The following is a 19,468-nucleotide window of genomic DNA, read 5'->3' as shown; positions in this document are numbered from 1 at the left end:
CGCGGTGTCCACCTCTGCCGGATGGTGGAAACAGCATGCCATAGGTGATTCGTTTTGGGAATCCCCCTAGCCAAAAGAGAGGGCGGTTTTCTGTGGAAAACTGCGGTTTTGTTGTTGAAAAGCGACGTTCTGACCCGTTGCCGCGCAGATCATGCTGCCCAGTTCCGGCGACTTAGGGCGCGTCGCGGGCGTCGAGCCTGAGTTGCAGGAAAATCAAGTCCAGCCACTGGCCGAACTTTTGCCCGACCTGCGGCATCCGGGCCGTGATTTCAAAGCCGTGCCGTTCGTGCAGTTTGATCGACGCATCATTGCCCGCTGTCACCGCCGCGATCATCACGTGAAGGCCTGCCGCACGGGCATGGTCAATCAGCGCTGCCAGCAACTGATGACCCGTGCCACGGCCACGTAGATCGTGGCGCACGTAGACGGAATGTTCCACCGTATCGCAAAACCCGTGAAAAGGCCGCCATGGTCCGTAAGAGGTATAGCCGATGACCTGCTCGTCCTCTTCGGCCACCAGAACCGGCAGACCGTCCGCCTGCCGTGCCTCCATCCAGGCAGCACGATTGGCCGCATCCACGGTGTCATTCATCAAGAGCGCGACGGTATTGAGGACCGCATGATTGTAAATCTCGGCCAATGCGGCGGCGTCAGCGGGCAGGGCGGGGCGGATTATCATGGCGGCTCTCGGCGTTGATGGTCTGTCACGGCGAGTGTGCGCTGCCAGCGGCAGAAGTCAACGCGGGACGATTGCGGTGGGCGGCGGAATGTGGCGTTACGTTTTAGCGCGGGCTTTGTGGGGTTAGGAAAGCTTGATTTCTGTCAGTTTTGTGTCCCAGGGCTTTGGTGTGTCCCTTTGGTTTCGAGCTAGTCTGTCAGAAAAAGACTATTTTAATAATTATATGTTTGATCTTAATTTTCCCAAGTCCTCCGAAAAAGAACAAACACTTGACCGGAATCGCATAGGGTGAATTCCTTGAAAATTATTAATTCAAAAGGGGAATAGAAGATGGCATTCGATCCTATGAATCCGTTTGGTACATTTTCGATGCGCGCATCGATTGTTTGGAGGTATCGTCTGTTTGGGATCATACTCGGCGGTTTTGGTGCTTTGATGGCTCTGCTATCCGTCCAAGACTATTGGCTGACCTCGTCCGATACGCTGACATTTGTTGTGTTGATTGGTTACGCTGTACTAGCCTTTCTTTTGATACCTTATGCGGTCTACGCGATTGAAAAGTCGCTCGGATTCCTGATGGGGGGAAATATGTTGGTCTTTGAGGGGCATATTTTTATTCTTCTTAAGTTGGTGAAGTATGCACTAGCTGGTTTCTTCTTACCGATATTGGCACCCATTGGTTTGATCTACGTCCGAAACGAAAACATGTTTGCGCTTGGACAAATGGAAGCCCAAGAAATGATGGCGCAACACGAAGAACTTGAGCGCCAAGCAGCAGCTGAAGCGGCTGAGGTCGCGCGTAAAGAGGAAATCCGAGAAGAAGCGAAAAAGCTGATGCAAGAGATGAAGGAAGCCGAGAAAGAGTGACGCACTCAATAACTGCTTGGTGTTCTGCTCCGTCAGGATCGGCTTGAACATGTTGAAGATCTTAATAAAAAAGGCGCCCCCAATCGGAGGCGCCTTTCTCAATTCATATCGTTCAGACCTTAGCCCGCAACAGAAGCGTCGTAGATCGACTGGACCGAGGCGTCGAGCGCGGCGTCGAACTCTTCGTCGCTTTGCTGGGCCGACAGGCTTTCGGTCAGCGCGCGCGAGAACGAGGCGATCATGCCGGTGTTGGCGGCCAGACGGCTGTTGGCTTCGTCACGCTCATAGCCGCCGGACAGGGCGACCATGCGCAGAACGCGGGGGTGGTCGGCCAGCGGTTTGTAGGTGTTGGCCGCTTCGGGCAGGGTCAGTTTCAGCATCACTTGCTGATCGTCGGCCAGTGCGTCCAGCTGTGCCTTGATCTCGGCCAGCAGGATTTCTTCGGCTTCGGCTTTGTCGGCGATGGTGATGGTCACTTCGGGTTCGATGATCGGCATCAGGCCGGCGGCGAGGATCTGTTTGCCGATCTCAAACTGCTGGGCAACAACGGCCTTGATGCCGGAAGCCGACGCGGCGTTGATGACCGAACGCATTTTGGTGCCGTAGATGCCTTTGGACACTGCTTTGGCCAGCAGCGCGTGCAGTTCGGGCATCGGCTTCAGGATTTGTACGCCGTCTTCTTCGTCGGCCAGACCTTTGTCGACCTTGAGGAAGGGCACAACCTTGCAGTCTTCCCACAGGTAGGTGGCGGTGGGTTTGCCGTCGATATCACCGTCCATGGTGCGTTCAAACAGGATCGCGCCCAGAACGCGGTCGCCGTTGAAGGCCGCGGATTTGATGATGCGGGCGCGCATGTCGTGGATGATGCCGAACATTTCTTCTTCGGAAGAATAGGCGTCTTCGGTCACGCCGTAGAGGCGCAGCGCCTTCGGGGTCGAACCGCCGGATTGGTCCAGAGCCGCGATAAAGCCGTTGCCGGTGCCGATCAGTTCACTTTGGGTCTGGTTGGTCATGATGTCGTCCTGCGTGTGAATACGTGTTCAGTTGGGAAAGCGTCCAAGTTCAGCGCTGCAATAAGCGAGAGGTTACTGACTGGCAATCTTGGTGGCGCTAACGATGGGAAAAGTTTCAGGTCAATACGTTAAACAGCGCGGTTCCTAGCATATCGTCCTGAAAATGTCGCGGGGTTTATCGGGGATTTCGGGTAGGATCGCGGTGGGCCGTTAGCGTATCCGGCCCAGCCGCTGATCCGTGTCGATTTAGCCCTGCAGTGCGGCAACGCCGGGCAGGGTTTTGCCCTCCATCCATTCAAGGAAGGCACCGCCTGCGGTGGAGATGTAGGTGAAATCCGCCGCTGCGCCTGCCTGGTTCAGCGCGGCAACCGTGTCACCACCACCTGCAACCGAGGTCAGGCTGCCCGCTTTGGACAGTTGGGCCGCTTTCTGGGCGGCGGAGTTGGTGGCGGTGTCGAAGGGTTCAATCTCAAACGCGCCCAGCGGGCCGTTCCAGATCAGGGTTTTCGCGCCATCCAGAATGGTGCTGATTTTTTCAACCGCTGCGGGGCCAGCATCCAGGATCATCTGATCGGCAGGGCAGGCGTCATTGGCGACAACGGCGTTTTCTGCGTTCGCTTTGAACTCAGCGGCGACAACCACATCGGCGGGCAGCACGATGTCACAGCCCGCGGCGGACGCTTTGGTCAGGATTTCGGACGCGGTGTCGGTCATGTCGTGTTCGCACAGGGATTTGCCCACGTCGATGCCTTGCGCGGCAAGGAAGGTGTTGGCCATACCGCCACCGATCACCAGATGGTCGACCTTTTCCACCAGATTGCCCAGCAGCTCCAGCTTGGTCGACACTTTGGCGCCGCCAACAACGGCCACAACGGGGCGCACGGGCTGGCCCAGCGCGCCTTCCAGTGCTTCCAGTTCGGCTTGCATCAGGCGGCCTGCGCAGGCGGGCATGTGATGCGCCAGACCTTCGGTCGAGGCGTGCGCACGGTGGGCGGCGGAAAACGCGTCCGAGCAGAACACATCGCCCAGTTTCGCCAGACGGGCGGCAAACTCGGCATCGTTTTTCTCTTCGCCCGGGTGGAAGCGGATGTTTTCCAAGAGCGCCACTTCGGCGGCCTCAACTTCGGCAGTCGGGTTTTCAGCGCCTTCCAGCGTTTCGATGAAGGCAACCGAACGGCCAAGCGCAGCCTCAAGCGCAGGCAGGGGCACACGCAGCGACATGTCCAGCACAACCTTGCCCTTGGGACGGCCAAAGTGGGCGATCAGCAGCGGCTTGCCGCCCTTTGCCAGAATGTCATTCACGGTGGGCACGATCCGTTCGATGCGGGTCGCGTCGGTCACGATACCATCGGCCACCGGCACGTTGATATCCACGCGCACCAGCACGCGTTTGCCGTTAAGATCCATATCGTCGAGGGTTTTCCAGGCCATGTCCCATGCTCCAAATGCCGAAAATACGCTAAGCTGTCGGCGCGGTTCATGGCGCGGTATCGCCTGCAGGTCAACCTCATGCTTGGCAATTGGCGGCAGGCAGCATAGATATCTGTCAAGTTTTGACCAATAGGAGGCCCAGATGGCCGAATACAAAGATCCCGAAAACACCATCCTGATGGAACTGAAGGGTGGCACCGTTGTCATCGAACTGCTGCCCGACGTTGCGCCCAAGCACGTTGAACGCATGAAAGAGCTGGCACGCGCTGGCAAATACGACAACGTCGCCTTTCACCGCGTGATCGACGGCTTCATGGCCCAAACTGGCGACGTTCAGCACGCCAACATGGAAGTAGACTATAACCCCGGCCGCGCTGGCACCGGTGGTTCCGATCTGCCTGATCTGCCCGCAGAGTTTTCCAAAATCCCGCACGCCCGTGGCAGCCTGGGTGCAGCACGTTCGATGAACCCGAACTCCGCCAACTCGCAGTTCTTCATCAACTTCAAAGACAACAGCTTCCTTAACGGTCAGTACACCGTTTACGGTCAGGTGACCTCGGGCATGGAACATGTTGACGCGATCGTTCGTGGTGAGCCGCCAGCGAACCCCGACCGCATGATCAGCGTGAAGGTTGCCGCCGATGTATAAGGCACTGGCAGCAGCACTGGTTCTGGCAGCAGGCCCCGTCGCCGCTGCCGGTATCTCCATCGAGGTAGAGGGCGAAGCCAACGGCACCATCGCCATCGACCTCTACGAGGATGTGGCCCCCGGTCACGTCGCGCAGATCACCGAACTGGCCGCTGAAGGCGCCTACGACAACGTGGTATTCCACCGCGTGATCGAAGGGTTCATGGCGCAGACAGGTGATGTGGAATTCGGTGTTGTGGGCAGCGACATGCGCATGGCAGGCCGTGGCGGATCCAGCCGCCCCGATCTGAAGGCCGAATTTTCCGAACGCGCCTTTGAACGCGGCGTTGTCGGCATGGCCCGCAGCCAGAGCCCGAATTCCGCCAACTCGCAGTTCTTCATCATGTTTGCCCCGGCACCGCACCTGAACGGCCAATACACCGTTGTGGGTGAGGTGACCTCTGGCATGGATGTGGTCGACGCCATCAAACGCGGCAAAGGCCGCGGCGGCGCCGTTCTGGGCCAGCCCGATGTGATGAAAAAGGTCACTGTGACGGAGTAATGTGACCGAGTCATTGGTTCGCATTTCAGAAAAGACGAAACCCCGATGCGCCCGCGTCGGGGTTTTGTTTTAAGGGCTGGGAGTGGTGCGAGGCCCCGGATCACGTCCGGGGCGGGCTCATCCACCTACGCGCCCCGGACTTGATCCGGGGCCTCTCTTCGCAAACTTCACATCCCCGTGGGGTCTCTTCCCTGATCCGCCTCTCTTCGCCACACTTGCGGGCAGGAGGATCGCCCATGAAACGCCTGTTAACTGCCTTGACCGTCACCCTCGGCCTGACGCTGCCTGCGGCTGCGGATCCTAGTTTTTGGGGCTATGAATGGCCCAAAACCAATTTCGACAAAACCACGGTGGAAAACTGGGCGCAGATCCTGTCGGGCGGGCCGCCTAAGGATGGCATTCCAGCAATTGATGATCCGCAGTTTATGCCGCAGGGTGAGGATACAGCGTTGGAACCGCGGGAAAGCGTGATCACCGTGGCGCTGGACGGTCAGCCCGCGCGCGCCTATCCGCTGCGCTACCTGATGTGGCATGAGATCGTGAATGACCGTATCGGCGATACGCCTGTGGCGGTGACCTATTGTCCCCTGTGCAATTCGGCCATCGTGTTTGACCGCCGCATTGCTGAGGGGGAGCTGTCATTTGGTGTCTCGGGTAAGCTGCGCCATTCCGATATGGTGATGTATGACCGCGAGACTGAGAGCTGGTGGCAACAGGCGCTTGGCACCGCCATTGTCGGTGATCTGACGGGGCGGGAGTTGACGCAACTGCCGGTCTGGATGGAAAGCTGGTCCGCCTTTCGCGCCGCGCATCCTGACGGTGTGGTGATGGCGGAACCGAATTTTCCCCGCGCCTATGGGCAGAACCCGTATCGCAGTTACGACACTTCGCATCGGCCCTTCCTTTATAGCGGAGAAAACCCACCTCACGGCATTGCGCCCCTGATGCGCGTGGTGCGGGTTGGCGATGCGGCCTGGACCTTTGACCGCTTGCGCGAAGAAGGGCAGGTAACAGAAAACGGCGTCACGATCAGTTGGGAGGATGAACAGGCCTCCGCCCTCGACACCGCCGCTATTGGGCAGGGCCGCGCGGTGGGTGCGATCCGCGTGCGGGACGGGCAGGGCCGGGATGTGGCGCATGATGTGATGTTCGCCTTTGCCTTTCATGCGTTTTGGCCAGATGGCAGGTGGATGGTGAAATGAGTATTTGAGGAACGTTGAAAAGGGGGCGTGCAGGGCCCAACATCTTGCGCGTCACGACATTTCCGTTGCGCCTCTGCGCACGCGCCGCTATCACACCCACATGAACACAATGACCTGCACCATTATCTGCGGCATTATTACCTGCTGAGGTTGCTCAGGCGGGGTGTTCTTTATCTTCCAAACATCGGTTGATCTTGCTAAGCCCGCTGACAGCGAAGATGGGTGCCTGTGAGGACGCTATGACTGAGATTAAACTGCACAATTCCAAGACCCGGTCGAAAGAGGTCTTTACCCCGATCGACGACAAAAACGTGCGGATGTATGTCTGTGGTCCCACGGTCTATGACCGCGCCCATCTGGGCAATGCGCGGCCTGTGATCGTCTTTGACACGCTCTACCGTTTGTTGCGCCATGTTTATGGCGAGGCGCATGTTACCTACGCGCGTAACTTCACCGATGTGGATGACAAGATCAACGCAACCGCGCTGGCCCGCAAAGAGGCAGGTGCGGCAGGCACGCTGGAGGAGTTGGTCACCGAACGCTCGAATGAGACGATCGACTGGTATCTGAAGGACATGGGCGCACTTGGCGCGGTTAAGCCCAACTACATGCCGCGTGCGACCGAGTATATCGCGCAGATGATCGCGATGATCGAGGATCTGATCGCCAAGGGCCATGCCTATGCTGCCGAAGGTCACGTGCTGTTTTCGGTCGAAAGCTATAGCGATTACGGCGCCCTGTCGGGCCGGTCGGTCGATGACATGATCGCTGGCGCACGGGTAGAGGTGGCGCCCTACAAGAAGAACGCGATGGATTTCGTGTTGTGGAAACCCTCCACCGATGATCTGCCCGGTTGGGACAGCCCGTGGGGGCGTGGGCGTCCGGGCTGGCATATTGAGTGTTCGGCCATGTCCTATGAGCTCTTGGGCGCGTCTTTTGACATTCACGGCGGCGGCAACGATTTGCAGTTCCCGCACCACGAAAACGAGATTGCGCAAAGCTGCTGTGCCCATCCGCAGGGCGAGTTTGCCCGGTTCTGGATGCATAATGAGATGCTGCAGGTTGAGGGCAAGAAGATGTCCAAGTCGCTTGGCAACTTCTTCACCGTGCGCGATCTGTTGGATCAGGGCGTGCCGGGTGAGGTGATCCGCTTTGTCTTCCTCTCCACACATTACGGCAAGCCGATGGACTGGACCGAGAAGAAGGCGAAAGAGGCGGAGGCGACGCTGCGGAAGTGGCGAGGGTTGTCCAATGCAGCGAGCAAAAATGGAACCCCTGCACAGGTAGTCGTCGATGCGCTTGCCGACGATCTGAACACGTCTCTCGCTTTGACAGAGCTGGGACATATGGCCAAATCCATGTTGCAACGCCAACGAAGCGAAGTCGAACAAACTGAAATTGACGATTTCGCGGCCTCAGCGCGTCTGTTGGGCTTGTTGCTTGATGACGCAGAGATGGGCAAGTGGGTGTTTGGTGGTGCCGTGGATCAGTTGCTCGTGAACCAGCATTTGAATGAACTGGCTGAGAAACTGGTAAGCCTACGCGCGACTGCGATGGAAACCAAAGACTTCGCCCCTGTGGATGCACTGAAAACCGCGTTGATGGATGCCGGTGTTGAGGTGCGGATGAGCAAGGCTGGGGTGGAACTGCTGCCCGGTGCCGGATTTGACGCGGCGAAGCTGGAAGGGCTGTAAGCCCATAGGGCTTGTTGGAACGACTTGGGGGCGTCGCCCCCAAACCCCCAGAGTATTTGGGGAACATTGAAGAGGGGAGCCAGCATGTCACGCGAGCGGCTATATATCTACGACACCACATTGCGCGATGGGCAGCAGACGCAGGGGGTGCAGTTTTCCACCGCTGAAAAGCACCAGATCGCGCAGGCGCTGGATGAGCTGGGGGTGGATTACATCGAAGGCGGCTGGCCCGGTGCGAACCCCACCGATAGCGAGTTTTTTGAGGATAAGCCGAAGCTGAAGGCACGCTTCACTGCCTTTGGCATGACCAAACGCGCGGGCCGTTCTGCCGAAAACGATGAGGTTCTGGCGGGCGTGATGAACGCGGGCACATCCTCGGTCTGTTTGGTGGGCAAAGCCCATGATTTCCACGTGGAAACCGCGCTGGGGATCACGCTGGCGGAGAACACCGAGAACGTCGCCCGGTCTATTGAGCATATCGTGAAGGCCGGGCGCGAGGCGCTGTTTGACGCCGAACACTTCTTTGACGGCTACAAGGCCAATCCGGACTATGCGCTGGAGGCGATCCATGCCGCCTACAACGCAGGCGCGCGTTGGGTTGTTCTGTGTGACACCAATGGTGGCACTCTGCCGCAAGAGGTGGGCGATATCGTCCGCGCGGTGATTGCATCGGGCATCCCGGGCGATCACGTGGCGATCCACACCCACAATGACACCGAAAACGCCGTTGCAGGCTCGCTGGCCGCCGTTGATGCAGGTGCGCGTCAGATCCAAGGCACGCTGAACGGTCTGGGCGAGCGCTGTGGCAACGCCAACCTGACAACGCTGATCGCGACGCTGTTGTTGAAGGAACCCTACGCCAGCCAGTTTGACATTGGCATCACCCGTGAGGCGCTGACAGGTCTGGTGAAGGCATCGCGCCTGTTGGACGATATCCTGAACCGTGTGCCGCATCGGCAGGCCGCTTATGTGGGCGCCTCGGCCTTTGCGCATAAATCGGGGCTGCATGCCAGCGCGATCCTCAAGGATCCGTCGACCTACGAACACATTGATCCCGCCAGCGTGGGCAATGCGCGGATCATTCCGATGTCCAATCAGGCGGGCCAATCGAACCTGCGCCGCCGTCTGGCGGATGCGGGCATCGCGGTAGAGGCGGGCAACCCCGCCTTGGCCCGTATCCTAGAGGTGATCAAAGCGCGTGAGGCCGAAGGGTATACCTACGACAGCGCACAGGCGAGTTTTGAGTTGCTGGCGCGGCGGGAACTGGGCGAACTGCCCGCGTTTTTTGAGGTGAAGCGCTACAAGGTGACCGTTGAACGGCGCAAGAACAAGTACAACAAGATGGTCTCGCTGTCCGAGGCCGTGGTTGTGGTGAAGGTGGACGGGGAAAAGAAGCTCTCGGTCTCTGAATCCCTCGATGAAACCGGCAGCGATCGTGGTCCGGTGAACGCGCTGGCCAAGGCGCTGGCGAAGGATTTGGGGCGCTATTCTGAGGTGCTGGCCGATATGCGTCTGGTGGATTTCAAGGTGCGCATCACCCAAGGCGGCACCGAAGCGGTCACGCGCGTGATCATCGACAGTGAGGATGGCGAGGGGCGGCGGTGGTCCACCGTTGGCGTCTCGGCCAACATAGTTGATGCGTCGTTCGATGCGCTCTTGGATGCGATCAACTGGAAAATCCTGCACTGCGGGGCGGCTTGATCGATGGCAGAGGCGGATTTTATCGCCTGCGCCGATCTGGTGCAGCGCGGCGATCCTGATCGGTTTATGGCGGTCATGGCCGCACCCGTGGCGGCACGCGATCTGCTGTTTGCGCTTTATGCCGCAAATGTCGAAATCGCCCGCGCGCCTTGGGTCACGCAGGAAGAGATGATTGCTGAAATGCGCCTGCAATGGTGGCGCGATGCGTTTGAGGCGCTGGGGCAGGGCCGTGAACCGCGCGGGTCAGAGGTGACAGCCGCGCTGGCTGAGGTGTTGCCAGCAGATCAGGCGGGGTTGATGGATCAGCTTTGTGCTGCGCGGCGGTGGGATATTTACAAGGATCCGTTCGAGGATGCGGCGGATTTTGAAGGGTATTTGCAAGATACCTCCTCCAACCTGTTGCAGGTGGCGGTGAATGTCCTTGGCGGTGGCGATGCAGATGTGGTGCGTGATCTGGGCTATGCGCAGGGGTTGGCCAATTTCCTGCGCGCCATTCCGGCGCTGGAACAGTCGGGGCGTGTGCCATTGCTGGACGGTCGGCCAGAGGCGGTGCAGGCCTTGGCCGCCGGTGGTCTGGAACGGCTGGCGCGGGCACGGCGGCGGCGCAGCGATATTCACCGTGACGCGGCGCCTGTGCTGTTGGCCGGTTGGCTGGCGGGGCCAGTGCTGAAACGCGCGGTCGACAACCCGATGGCGGTGCTGGATGAGGCACTGCTGCCGTCCGAGGCGGCAAAACGGTTTGGCCTGATGTGGCGCAGTGTCAGCGGGCGTTGGTGAGGCGCTAGGCTAATGCCAAATCGAAGATTTGGCAGCGCCCGAACCGCCCCCGTTTTGCCGTAGGCAAACCTGTGGTTTGACGGGGCGGACGCAGCACGGGCTGACGCCCGCGCGATATGGGGGGCTGTCTGGCGGTAGGTTCGGGGTTGCATAGCTCCGCATCATGAGGCCCCGGAACACGTCCGGGGCGCGTTGCGCACATGCCGCACATTCGAGATCACCTGCCCCGGACTTGATCCGGGGCCTCGCCTCCTTACGTCGGCTTCGCTTTAAGCCAGCTCATCCTTGGGCTGGAACATCAGCCAGATCAGCGCGCCACCGGCCAGCATCAGGAAGGGCGCCATGGCGATGTTCACCGCGGCCCAGCCCACGGCTGCCTCGCCACCGGAACAGTTCATCAACCCGCCCGAGGCAAGCGATGCCAGCGTCACACCGCCAAACACCAGCAGGTCGTTGAGGCCTTGCATGCGGCCACGTTCCTCTACCGTATGCGATGCCGCCAGCAGCGAGGTCGCGCCGATAAAGCCGAAGTTCCAGCCGATGCCCAACAGCACCAGCGCGATGAAGAAGTTTTCCAGCTCCACGCCCTGCAGGGCGACAACACCGGCACCGGCAAGGATGACAAGGCCGGCGGCAATGATCTTCTGCGTGCCGAAACGGGCGATCAGGTGACCGGTGAAGAAGCTGGGAATATACATCGCCAACACGTGTGCAGTGACGATATCGGCGGCGTTGTCCTGTTCAAAGCCACAGCCGACAACCGCCAGCGGCGTCGATGTCATCACCAGGTTCATCAGCGCATAGGACACCATGCCACAGATCACCGCCACGGCAATCACCGGCGTGGTGATCAGCTGCCAGCGCGTGCGGCCCTGGGGCGCATCGGCGCTGGGTTTTGGCGGGGTGGGGATGTCCAAAAACAGGAATAGCAGTGATCCGATCAGGTTGATCGCGATGATCGCCACATAGGCACCAAGGAAGGGCACGACATAAGCGTCAGAGGTTAGCTTCACCAGCTGTGGGCCGATGATTGCGGCGGCCAGACCGCCTGCCATCACGTAGGAAATCGCCTTGGGCCGGTAGGCGTCCGATGCCGTGTCTGCGGCTGCAAAGCGGTAGAATCCATGCGCCGACATATAGGTGCCGGTCAGGAAGCTACCGACCAGAAACAGCGGGAAAGACGAAATTGACAGCGCATAGGCGCCCACCGCTGCACCCGCCGCGCCAAATCCGGTGCCCATCATGAAGCCAACGCGGCGACCAAACCGTTGCATCACCGCCGCCACCGGCGTGGCCGACAGCATCGACGACAGCACAATCATGGTGATCGGCAGGGTGGCGAAACAGATGTTTGACGCCAGACTTTGACCCGCCAGACCACCGATGGTGAACAGCATCGGCATCTGCGCGCCAAGGATCGCCTGCGCCAGCACAAGGATTACCACATTGCGCTTGGCCTTGCGGTTGTCTTCGGGGGCAGATTGGTCGGGTGATGTGGTCGCGGTACTCATGCAGGTTTGCTAACCCTTCGATAGCAACGCCGCAAGCGTCGTGACGTCGCTGTGGTCCCTACGGTGCTGCGACTGACCTGTGCAGAAATGCACATTTTGGAATATTTGAGGCCGCGCTTTTATGCGCGATCAATCAGGTGGCCGAAGGATCCGTAAACATTGCCCTCGAGCAGGCCCATGTCGGGCAGGGCGTTGCCTTCGGCGTCTTGGGCTGTGAACAGGGTCGTGCCTTCGGCCTTTAGCGTGGTGGCATAGTGGAACTCATGCGCTTTCCACGCGCCCTTCAGCGGGCCGTCGCTTGCCGTTAGATCGCGGTAGCCAAGATGCAGTTTGCGCTTGGCAAAGGAGGTTTCCAGCCGCAACAGACCGGCCATCTGGTGGCGGGTGCCGTCGGCATCAATCAGCCCGTCGCCCAGCGTCATGTAGCCGCCGCATTCTCCATAAATAACAGTGTCTTGTGCGGCGTTTCTTAGGCTGTCTAGGAAGGTCGCGTTGGCCGCCAAACGGCCTGCGTGCAGCTCTGGATAGCCGCCGGGTAGGTAGAGGAAATCACACTCCGGCACCGCGTCATCCGCGAGGGGGGAGAAAAAGGTAATTTCTGCCCCCGCAGCGTGCCAGTCGGCCAGCAGATGCGGATAGGAGAACGCATAGGCCTGATCGCGCGCCACTACGATGCGTTGCGCAGGTGGGGCCATGCGTGGCGGTGTTTGCGGCAGCGACGCGGCCTGCGGTGTCGGCGCCATAAGCGCCAGCAGCGCGTCCTGATCCAGACTGTCCGCCAGCGCATCCGCTGCCGCCTCTAGGAAACTGTCCAGATCCGCCCGTTCCCCCGCCTGCACAAGGCCAAGGTGGCGTGACGGCATGCTCAGCGCTTTGTGTCGACGCATTGCGGCGAGCACTGGCAGGCCAAGTGGCGCAAGGGCGCGGCGCAGCATCGCCTCATGCCGATCAGATCCTACATTGTTCAAGATCACCGCGCCAACGCGCACGGCGCTGTCAAAGCGGGCAAAGCCAGCCACCAGCGGGGCCACCGATCCGGCCATGCGGCCTGCATCCACCACCAGCACCACGGGCAGCGAAAACAAACGCGCCAGATCGGCCACCGCGCCCTTGCCCTGCGGCGGGGCACCGTCAAACAGGCCCATCGCGCCCTCAACGATCAGGGCGCTGTCCTCATCCGCGGCAAGGCTGCGCAAGCGGCCCGGTGTCATTGCCCATGCGTCCAGGTTCAGGCAGGGGGCGCCGGATGCGGCCTCATGGAATTTGGGGTCGATATAGTCAGGGCCGGATTTGGCGCCACGGACGTTGATGCCTTGCCGCGCCAACAGGCGCAGCAGGGCCAGCGTCAATGTGGTTTTGCCCGCGCCCGATGAAGGCGCGGCGATGATCAGGCCTTTACCCGATATCTCCAGTGCGGCGCTCACGCCTGTTCGGCGGGGCGCCCACGGCCCAGCGGGTCCAGATTGCGCGGGGTTTCCCCAGCGATCAGACCTTGCCAATCCAGCACCTGCCGCATCAGGACAGACCGGCCGATGCACAGGATTGCAGGCGGTTTCAGGCCCGATGCCTCAATATCCGCAGCCATCTGGCCCAGCGTGGTTTCCAGCACCTGCTGATCCTCGGTGGTGGCGGAACAGACAACGGCGCAGGGTTCATCGGCGGGGCGGCCCGCGGTCAGCAATTCACCAGCGATGCGGTCCACATGTTTCATGCCCATGTAGATGACCAGCACCTGCGCGCCTTCGGCAATCGCTTTCCAGTTCAGCGACGACGGGGTGTCGCCGGTTTGATCGTGGCCGGTCACGAAGGTCACGGATTGGTTCACATCGCGGTGGGTCACCGGAATGCCCGCATAGGCTAGACCGCCGATGCCTGCGCTGATGCCGGGGATGATGCGCACGTTGATGCCGTGTTGGATCAGCGTCTGCGCCTCTTCGCCACCGCGCCCAAAGACAAAGGGATCACCGCCTTTGAGGCGCAGCACCCGTTTACCTTCGCGCGCCAGATCGACCAGTCGCAGCGAGATGTCGCGCTGTTTCGCAGACGGTTTGCCGCCGCGTTTGCCGGCGTAGACATGTTCCGCCTGCGGCGCCCATTGCAGGATCGCCTCTTGCACCAGTGCGTCATAGATCACCACATCCGCCTGTTGCAGCGCATTCACCGCGTGCAGGGTCAACAGGCCCGGATCGCCGGGACCTGCACCACATAGCCAAACCCAGCCGGGTTCCATGGTGGGCCAATCATACTGCGGGAGGGTGAGTGAATCTGTCATGTGCCCTATATGCCCGCAAGCGGTCGCGGGGTGAAGTCTGTAAACGACATATTGGCGGCAGTTGCGCCGCGTCTTATAGTCCGGCCTCAGGAGAGAGCGGATGAGCAGGAAACCCCAGAAAGATCCCAAGGAGTTGCGCCGTGGCTGGACCACCGGTGCCTGTGCCACTGCGGCCACCCGCGCAGCATTGAAAATGCTGTGGGGCGAAGCGGTGCCCGCCCGTGTGCGCATTACCTTGCCACGTGGCGAACGGCCCGAGTTTGAGGTGGTGAACGCCCGTCAGGGTGACGGCTGGGCCGAGGCGGGGATTATCAAGGATGCGGGCGATGATCCTGACGTGACCCACGGCACGCTGATTCTGGCGCGGGTGGAGGCGTCAGCCGGTGGTGTGGTTTTTGTTGGCGGTCAGGGCGTGGGGCAGGTGACAAAACCCGGCCTGCCGATCCCCCCGGGCGAACCCGCAATCAACCCGGTGCCGCGTCAGATGATGACCCAAACGGTCGAAGAAGTTGCTGCGCGATTGGGCCGTGCGCCTGATGTTCAGATCACCATTTCTGTGCCAGCAGGTGAAGAACTGGCAAAGAAAACATGGAACCCGCGTCTGGGTATCGTCGGCGGCTTGTCCATCCTTGGCACCACGGGGATTGTGCGCCCCTTTAGCTGCGCGGCCTGGATTGCCTCAATCCATCGCGGTGTGGATGTGGCGCGGGCCGAGGGGTTGCACCATGTGGCGGGCTGTACTGGTGCGACGTCTGAAAAGGTGGTGCAGGGGCTCTATCGCCTGCCGGATCACGCGATGTTGGATATGGGCGATTTCTCGGGCGGCTTGCTGAAATACGTGGCAAAACATCCGGTGCCGCATATCACCATCGGTGGCGGCATCGGCAAGATCACCAAACTGGCCCAAGGGGCGCGGGATCTGCATTCTGGACGCTCTCAGGTCGATTTCCAAATGCTGGCCAATTGGCTGGAAAACCCTGAGCTGGCGCGCTGTAATACCGCGCTGCAAGCTTATGAAATCATGGGGAAACCAATGGCCGATCTGATCGCCGCCAAGGCGCTGGAACAGGTGCGCGCTATGCTGCCGGACGAGGTGGGCGCGGACATCGTGATCATTGACCGCGCGGGCAATCTGTTGTCGCGTACCGCTGCGCCGACAGGTGCCCCATGACGCTGTTGTTGCTGGCAGGCACGGGTGAGGGACGCAAACTGGCCGAAGGGTTGGATCGCGCCTGCGTGCCGGTGATCGCGTCGCTGGCTGGGGTGACAGAGGCGCCAAAACCCTTGCCCGTGCCGACCCGTGTGGGGGGATTTGGCGGCGAAGAGGCCTTTCGTGAGTATCTAAAGGGCAAGGATATCAAGGCGGTGCTGGATGCGACCCATCCATTTGCCAATGCGATCTCCCTGCGCGCGGCCAAGGTCGCAGCGGAACTGGACCTGCCCTATTGTCAGTTGCTGCGCCCTGCTTGGCTGCCAGAGGTGGGGGATTTCTGGACCACAGTTGCGTCGCCAACGGAAGCCGTGGCGCGGATTGCGGCGGGGGCGCGGGTGTTTCTGGCCACGGGGCGCAAAAGCCTGCCAGACTTTATGGATTTGGCGCATTCCGATGTGACCCTGCGGGTGGTCGATCCGGTCGACGGTGACTTTCCCCTGCCACACGGGCGCTATCTGGTGGCGCGCCCGCCATTTTCACTGGCCGATGAACGCGCGACCTTTGAGGGCCTCGGCATTGACACGCTGGTGGTCAAAAACGCGGGCGGCGCTGTCGGTCGCGCCAAATTGCAAGCGGCGCGGGATCTGGGCATTCGGGTGATTATGATAGAGCGACCCGTTCAACCCGCAGGTTTGACAGTGGACAGTGTCGAGGCGGCGCTTGACTGGGCGTTGCAGCAGAAACTGATGCCTTGAACGGGTGTCTTTAGGGATGTGCTGGTAGAGATATGCGGGGGGGATCTTGATGAGTGTCGGTCGGATTATTGAGACAGACGATTGCGTGGCCGAAGGGGTCGCATGGCTGTGCCAGCATGACCCGCGCATGGCGGTGGCCTATCAGGCGACGGGGCCCTTGCCGCTGCGGTGCAAACCGGATGGGTTTGGCGAACTCTTGTCCGCGATTGTCAGCCAGCAGGTCAGCGTGGCATCGGCCAATGCGATCTGGAAACGCTTGCAGGAGGCAGGATGCACCAGCCCCGAAGGTGTGTTGGCCTACAGCTTTGACGATCTGCGCGCCCTTGGCCTGTCACAGCAAAAGGCGCGTTATGCGCTGGCGCTGGCAGAGGCGGGGATTGATTATGACGCCCTGCGCAGCGCGCCGGATGCAGAGGTGATCCAGACGCTGACGGCCGTGAAGGGGATCGGCGTCTGGACGGCAGAGATTTATGCGATGTTCTCTCTCGGGCGGGCAGATGTTTTTGCCCCCGGTGATCTGGCGCTGCAGGTGGCGGCGCAGCATCTATACGGGATGGAGGCGCGTCCTAAGGAGCGGGAACTGCGCGCGCTTAGTGAAAATTGGGCACCATGGCGCGCCGTTGCAGCGCGCCAGCTCTTTGCCTATTACAGGCATGTCAAACAACGGGAAGGTATCAGATGACACGTGTATTGCAGGCAGGCCGCAAAGAGGCCAAATCAGGGGTGACACGGTCGGTCGTTGTCTTTCTGCACGGCTATGGCGCCAATGGCGCGGACCTGCTGGGTCTGGCCGATCCACTGGCCGATCATCTGCCCGACACGCTGTTCATTGCCCCCGACGCGCCGGAAAATTGCGCCGGTGCGCCGATGGGATACCAGTGGTTCCCGATCCCGTGGATCGACGGTTCGTCCGAGGAAGAGGCAGAGCGCGGGCTGATGCAGGCGTCCGAGGATCTGAATGCCTTCCTTGATGCGGTGCTGGTGGATGAGGATCTGCTGCCGGAACAGATGGTGCTGTTCGGGTTTTCGCAGGGCACCATGATGTCGCTGCAGGTCGCGCCGCGCCGTGAGGATGAGATTGCCGGCATCGTGGCGTTTTCGGGTCGTCTGTTGGCGCCGGAGCTGCTGAAGGATGAGGCGGTGAGCAAGCCGTCGATCCTCTTGGTCCACGGGGATCAGGACGACGTGGTGCCGCCGCAATCCCTGCCCGAAGCGGCAGAGGCATTGGATGAAGCCGGTTTCAAAGAGGTTTACGCCCACATCATGAAGGGCACCGCCCACGGGATCGCGCCCGACGGACTGTCGGTTGCGCTGGCGTTTATGCGCGACAAATTGGGGCTGTAACGGTCCGGCTGGGGGATGGGGGCGCTGCTCCCTGCGGCTGCGCCGCATTCCCCCGGAGTATTTCAGGAACATTGAAAGCGCCGCTCGACCACCGCTTGGTCGGGCGGCGTTTGCCGTTTTTCTGGGCGTCATACCGCTGTCATCTGTCTGCGCCAATGCTAGGGGCGTTCACTCTATATCATGGGGGTTGTTTGCTGATCCGCAGGATATATAGTGGTTGATAAGGCAAGGATCTGGGGTCCTTTGGCGCCCCATGTGATCTGCACTATATTGTAGCGCAGGAGGGGGCGACCTCATGGATGGCGATTTCAGGCATGACTTTGTGCGCGAACGGGGCGCGTTGAAACAGCACCCCGCCTTGGTTTTAAACGCGGATTATCGGCCCTTGTCCTACTATCCGTTGTCGCTGTGGCCTTGGCAGGAGGCGGTGAAAGCGGTCTGGCTGGATCGGGTGGATATCGTGGCGGAATACGATGTCCATGTCGCCAGCCCCAGTACCCGCATACGCATCCCGTCTGTTGTGGTGTTGAAAGACTATGTAAAACCTAGAAAGCGCGTGGCCTTCACGCGCTTTAATTTGTTTTTAAGGGACGAATTTTCCTGTCAGTACTGTGGCAGCCGTGGCGATTTGACCTTTGATCATGTGGTACCGCGCGCGGCGGGTGGGATTACGTCCTGGGAAAACGTGGTGGCGGCCTGTTCGCCCTGCAATCTGCGCAAAGGATCGAAAAGCCTGCGTCGATCTGGCATGTCGCTGCGCAAGGTGCCGCGCCAGCCGACAGCGTCCGAGTTGAACAACATCGGCCGCAAATTCCCGCCAAACATGCTGCACGACAGCTGGATGGATTACCTATACTGGGATGCAGAACTGGAGGCATGATCGGTCTGGGCGCTGTTCGCCAAATTGACAAATCATCACGAACCTGTTCCAAGGCGTCCAGCATAACTTGGACATCGGGAACCCAACGCCATGACTGCCACCACACGCATCGTCATCTCCAGCGATCACGCTGACATCGAACTGCGCAAAAACATCGCCAAGCACGTCGCCGCCAAAGGCTATGCGGTCGATGACATCGGTCCGATGACATCTGAAAGCACGCACTACCCGCTGCACGGCAAGGCGGCAGCAGAAAAGATTGCTGCCGGTGAGGCGGATCTGGGCATCATCGTGTGTGGCACCGGTCAAGGCATCATGATTGCCGCGAACAAGGTTCCTGGCATTCGCTGCGGTGTATGCTCGGACGTGTTTTCCGCCAAGATGATCCGCGCCCATAACAACGCACAAATGCTGTCGCTGGGCGCGCGCGTCGTTGGCGAAGGTTTGGCACTGGAAATTGTTGATGCCTTCCTTGCGGCGGAATTCGAAGGCGGTCGTCACGCCACCCGCGTGGATATGATCGAGGACTGATCCCTCCTTTGATGATTGTCTGAAGGCGTCCCGTTTGGGGCGCCTTTTTGGTGTTGGAAGGGCGTACAGGTCTTCGCAGATACGCGTTCCCCGCCCGAATCCCCCATTTTCCCTGCCTGATACCTCCCGAAGGATATATCGCGGATATATCCTTTCTGGACCCGCGCCAGCGGTTCGAGAGCGCGGTTTTTACCCCCATCTGGCAGGATGCGTACCTAACCCCGCCGGAACAGCCTATGCCCCTTAGGACCATCGAGAGGGCGCGCCATACTTTATCTCAATTGAGGCGATAAAGGCGGATATCTATATTCGTTTGTAGAGAGCACGAGCGAACAATCGCATAAGCGACAAACGAGAAAGAGACACACCATGACCCAGATGACCGTTCTGAACACCGCTGAAATCATCAACAACAGCATCGTTGCACATTACGTTCTGGGTCATCAGCTGCGCGCAGCCGCCATCGAC

General features: G+C 60.1%; 19 protein-coding genes. 13 read left to right on the top strand and 6 right to left on the bottom strand.

The features are described from left to right. Positions 1-172: 172 nt before the first annotated feature. Positions 173-679, bottom strand: a complete 507-nt coding sequence (locus tag TM5383_RS10005; protein ID WP_058318909.1) for a GNAT family N-acetyltransferase — start codon at positions 677-679, stop codon at positions 173-175. Positions 680-1,009: 330 nt separating this feature from the next. Here TM5383_RS10005 and TM5383_RS10000 point away from each other — a divergent pair, with 330 nt between their 5' ends. Beyond that, a complete protein-coding gene (locus tag TM5383_RS10000; RefSeq protein ID WP_058318908.1) occupies positions 1,010-1,546 on the top strand; it encodes a hypothetical protein in 537 nt (178 codons plus the stop codon). 119 nt (positions 1,547-1,665) lie between these two features. On the opposite strand, the gene TM5383_RS09995 is transcribed toward TM5383_RS10000, so the two are convergent. Continuing rightward, complete coding sequence (locus TM5383_RS09995) at positions 1,666-2,559, bottom strand: fructose bisphosphate aldolase (protein WP_058318907.1); 894 nt, start codon at positions 2,557-2,559, stop codon at positions 1,666-1,668. Between the two features lie 246 nt (positions 2,560-2,805). Continuing rightward, entirely contained in the window at positions 2,806-3,990 is a 1,185-nt protein-coding gene (locus TM5383_RS09990) for a phosphoglycerate kinase (RefSeq protein ID WP_058318906.1), read from the bottom strand. Between the two features lie 142 nt (positions 3,991-4,132). Between TM5383_RS09990 and TM5383_RS09985 the strand changes: the two genes are divergently transcribed. The 6 genes from TM5383_RS09985 (at position 4,133) to TM5383_RS09960 (ending at position 10,554) form a co-directional block, all read left to right on the top strand. Next, complete coding sequence (locus TM5383_RS09985) at positions 4,133-4,639, top strand: peptidylprolyl isomerase (RefSeq protein ID WP_058318905.1); 507 nt, start codon at positions 4,133-4,135, stop codon at positions 4,637-4,639. After that, positions 4,632-5,180, top strand: coding sequence for a peptidylprolyl isomerase (locus tag TM5383_RS09980; RefSeq protein ID WP_058318904.1), 549 nt, complete (start codon positions 4,632-4,634; stop codon positions 5,178-5,180). The genes TM5383_RS09985 and TM5383_RS09980 overlap by 8 nt, the downstream gene beginning before the upstream one ends. A gap of 236 nt (positions 5,181-5,416) precedes the next feature. Further along, positions 5,417-6,382, top strand: coding sequence for a DUF3179 domain-containing protein (locus TM5383_RS09975; RefSeq protein WP_058318903.1), 966 nt, complete (start codon positions 5,417-5,419; stop codon positions 6,380-6,382). 239 nt (positions 6,383-6,621) lie between these two features. Then, complete coding sequence (cysS, locus tag TM5383_RS09970; RefSeq protein WP_197407394.1) at positions 6,622-8,076, top strand: cysteine--tRNA ligase; 1,455 nt, start codon at positions 6,622-6,624, stop codon at positions 8,074-8,076. An 84-nt stretch (positions 8,077-8,160) separates the two neighbouring features. After that, a complete protein-coding gene (gene cimA, locus TM5383_RS09965) occupies positions 8,161-9,777 on the top strand; it encodes a citramalate synthase (RefSeq protein ID WP_058318902.1) in 1,617 nt (538 codons plus the stop codon). Between the two features lie 3 nt (positions 9,778-9,780). Beyond that, entirely contained in the window at positions 9,781-10,554 is a 774-nt protein-coding gene (locus TM5383_RS09960; RefSeq protein ID WP_058318901.1) for a squalene/phytoene synthase family protein, read from the top strand. A gap of 269 nt (positions 10,555-10,823) precedes the next feature. Here TM5383_RS09960 and TM5383_RS09955 read toward each other — a convergent pair whose 3' ends face one another. The 3 genes from TM5383_RS09955 to cobA form a co-directional block, all read right to left on the bottom strand. After that, entirely contained in the window at positions 10,824-12,065 is a 1,242-nt protein-coding gene (locus TM5383_RS09955; protein WP_058318900.1) for an MFS transporter, read from the bottom strand. Positions 12,066-12,184: 119 nt separating this feature from the next. Continuing rightward, positions 12,185-13,489 carry a cobyrinic acid a,c-diamide synthase CobB gene (locus TM5383_RS09950; RefSeq protein WP_231725122.1) on the bottom strand — a complete coding sequence of 435 codons (1,305 nt, stop codon included), beginning with the start codon at positions 13,487-13,489 and terminating at the stop codon, positions 12,185-12,187. Beyond that, on the bottom strand, positions 13,486-14,337 hold the full coding sequence (gene cobA / locus TM5383_RS09945; RefSeq protein ID WP_058318899.1) for a uroporphyrinogen-III C-methyltransferase: 852 nt from the start codon (positions 14,335-14,337) through the stop codon (positions 13,486-13,488). Before cobA ends, TM5383_RS09950 begins: the two co-directional genes overlap by 4 nt. A 100-nt stretch (positions 14,338-14,437) precedes the next feature. On the opposite strand from cobA, the gene TM5383_RS09940 reads away from it, so the two are divergent. From TM5383_RS09940 to rpiB, 6 genes are all read left to right on the top strand, one after another. Further along, positions 14,438-15,508 (top strand): cobalt-precorrin-5B (C(1))-methyltransferase, encoded by a 1,071-nt coding sequence (locus tag TM5383_RS09940; RefSeq protein ID WP_058318898.1) that lies wholly within the window; start codon positions 14,438-14,440, stop codon positions 15,506-15,508. Further along, positions 15,505-16,245, top strand: a complete 741-nt coding sequence (locus tag TM5383_RS09935; RefSeq protein ID WP_058318897.1) for a cobalt-precorrin-6A reductase — start codon at positions 15,505-15,507, stop codon at positions 16,243-16,245. The genes TM5383_RS09940 and TM5383_RS09935 overlap by 4 nt, the downstream gene beginning before the upstream one ends. Positions 16,246-16,294: 49 nt before the next feature. Continuing rightward, a complete protein-coding gene (locus TM5383_RS09930; RefSeq protein ID WP_058318896.1) occupies positions 16,295-16,927 on the top strand; it encodes a DNA-3-methyladenine glycosylase family protein in 633 nt (210 codons plus the stop codon). After that, positions 16,924-17,589, top strand: a complete 666-nt coding sequence (locus TM5383_RS09925; protein ID WP_058318895.1) for an alpha/beta hydrolase — start codon at positions 16,924-16,926, stop codon at positions 17,587-17,589. Before TM5383_RS09930 ends, TM5383_RS09925 begins: the two co-directional genes overlap by 4 nt. Positions 17,590-17,884: 295 nt before the next feature. Further along, complete coding sequence (locus TM5383_RS09920) at positions 17,885-18,469, top strand: HNH endonuclease (RefSeq protein ID WP_058318894.1); 585 nt, start codon at positions 17,885-17,887, stop codon at positions 18,467-18,469. 90 nt (positions 18,470-18,559) lie between these two features. Continuing rightward, positions 18,560-19,000 (top strand): ribose 5-phosphate isomerase B, encoded by a 441-nt coding sequence (gene rpiB, locus TM5383_RS09915; protein WP_058318893.1) that lies wholly within the window; start codon positions 18,560-18,562, stop codon positions 18,998-19,000. The last annotated feature ends 468 nt before the right edge of the window (positions 19,001-19,468 follow it).

Origin of the sequence: Thalassovita mediterranea (assembly GCF_001458435.1) — a bacterium.
Classification (GTDB): Bacteria; Pseudomonadota; Alphaproteobacteria; order Rhodobacterales; family Rhodobacteraceae; genus Thalassobius; species Thalassobius mediterraneus.
Note: the sequence above shows the minus strand (reverse complement) of the source record. Positions and strands in the feature narration are given on the sequence as shown.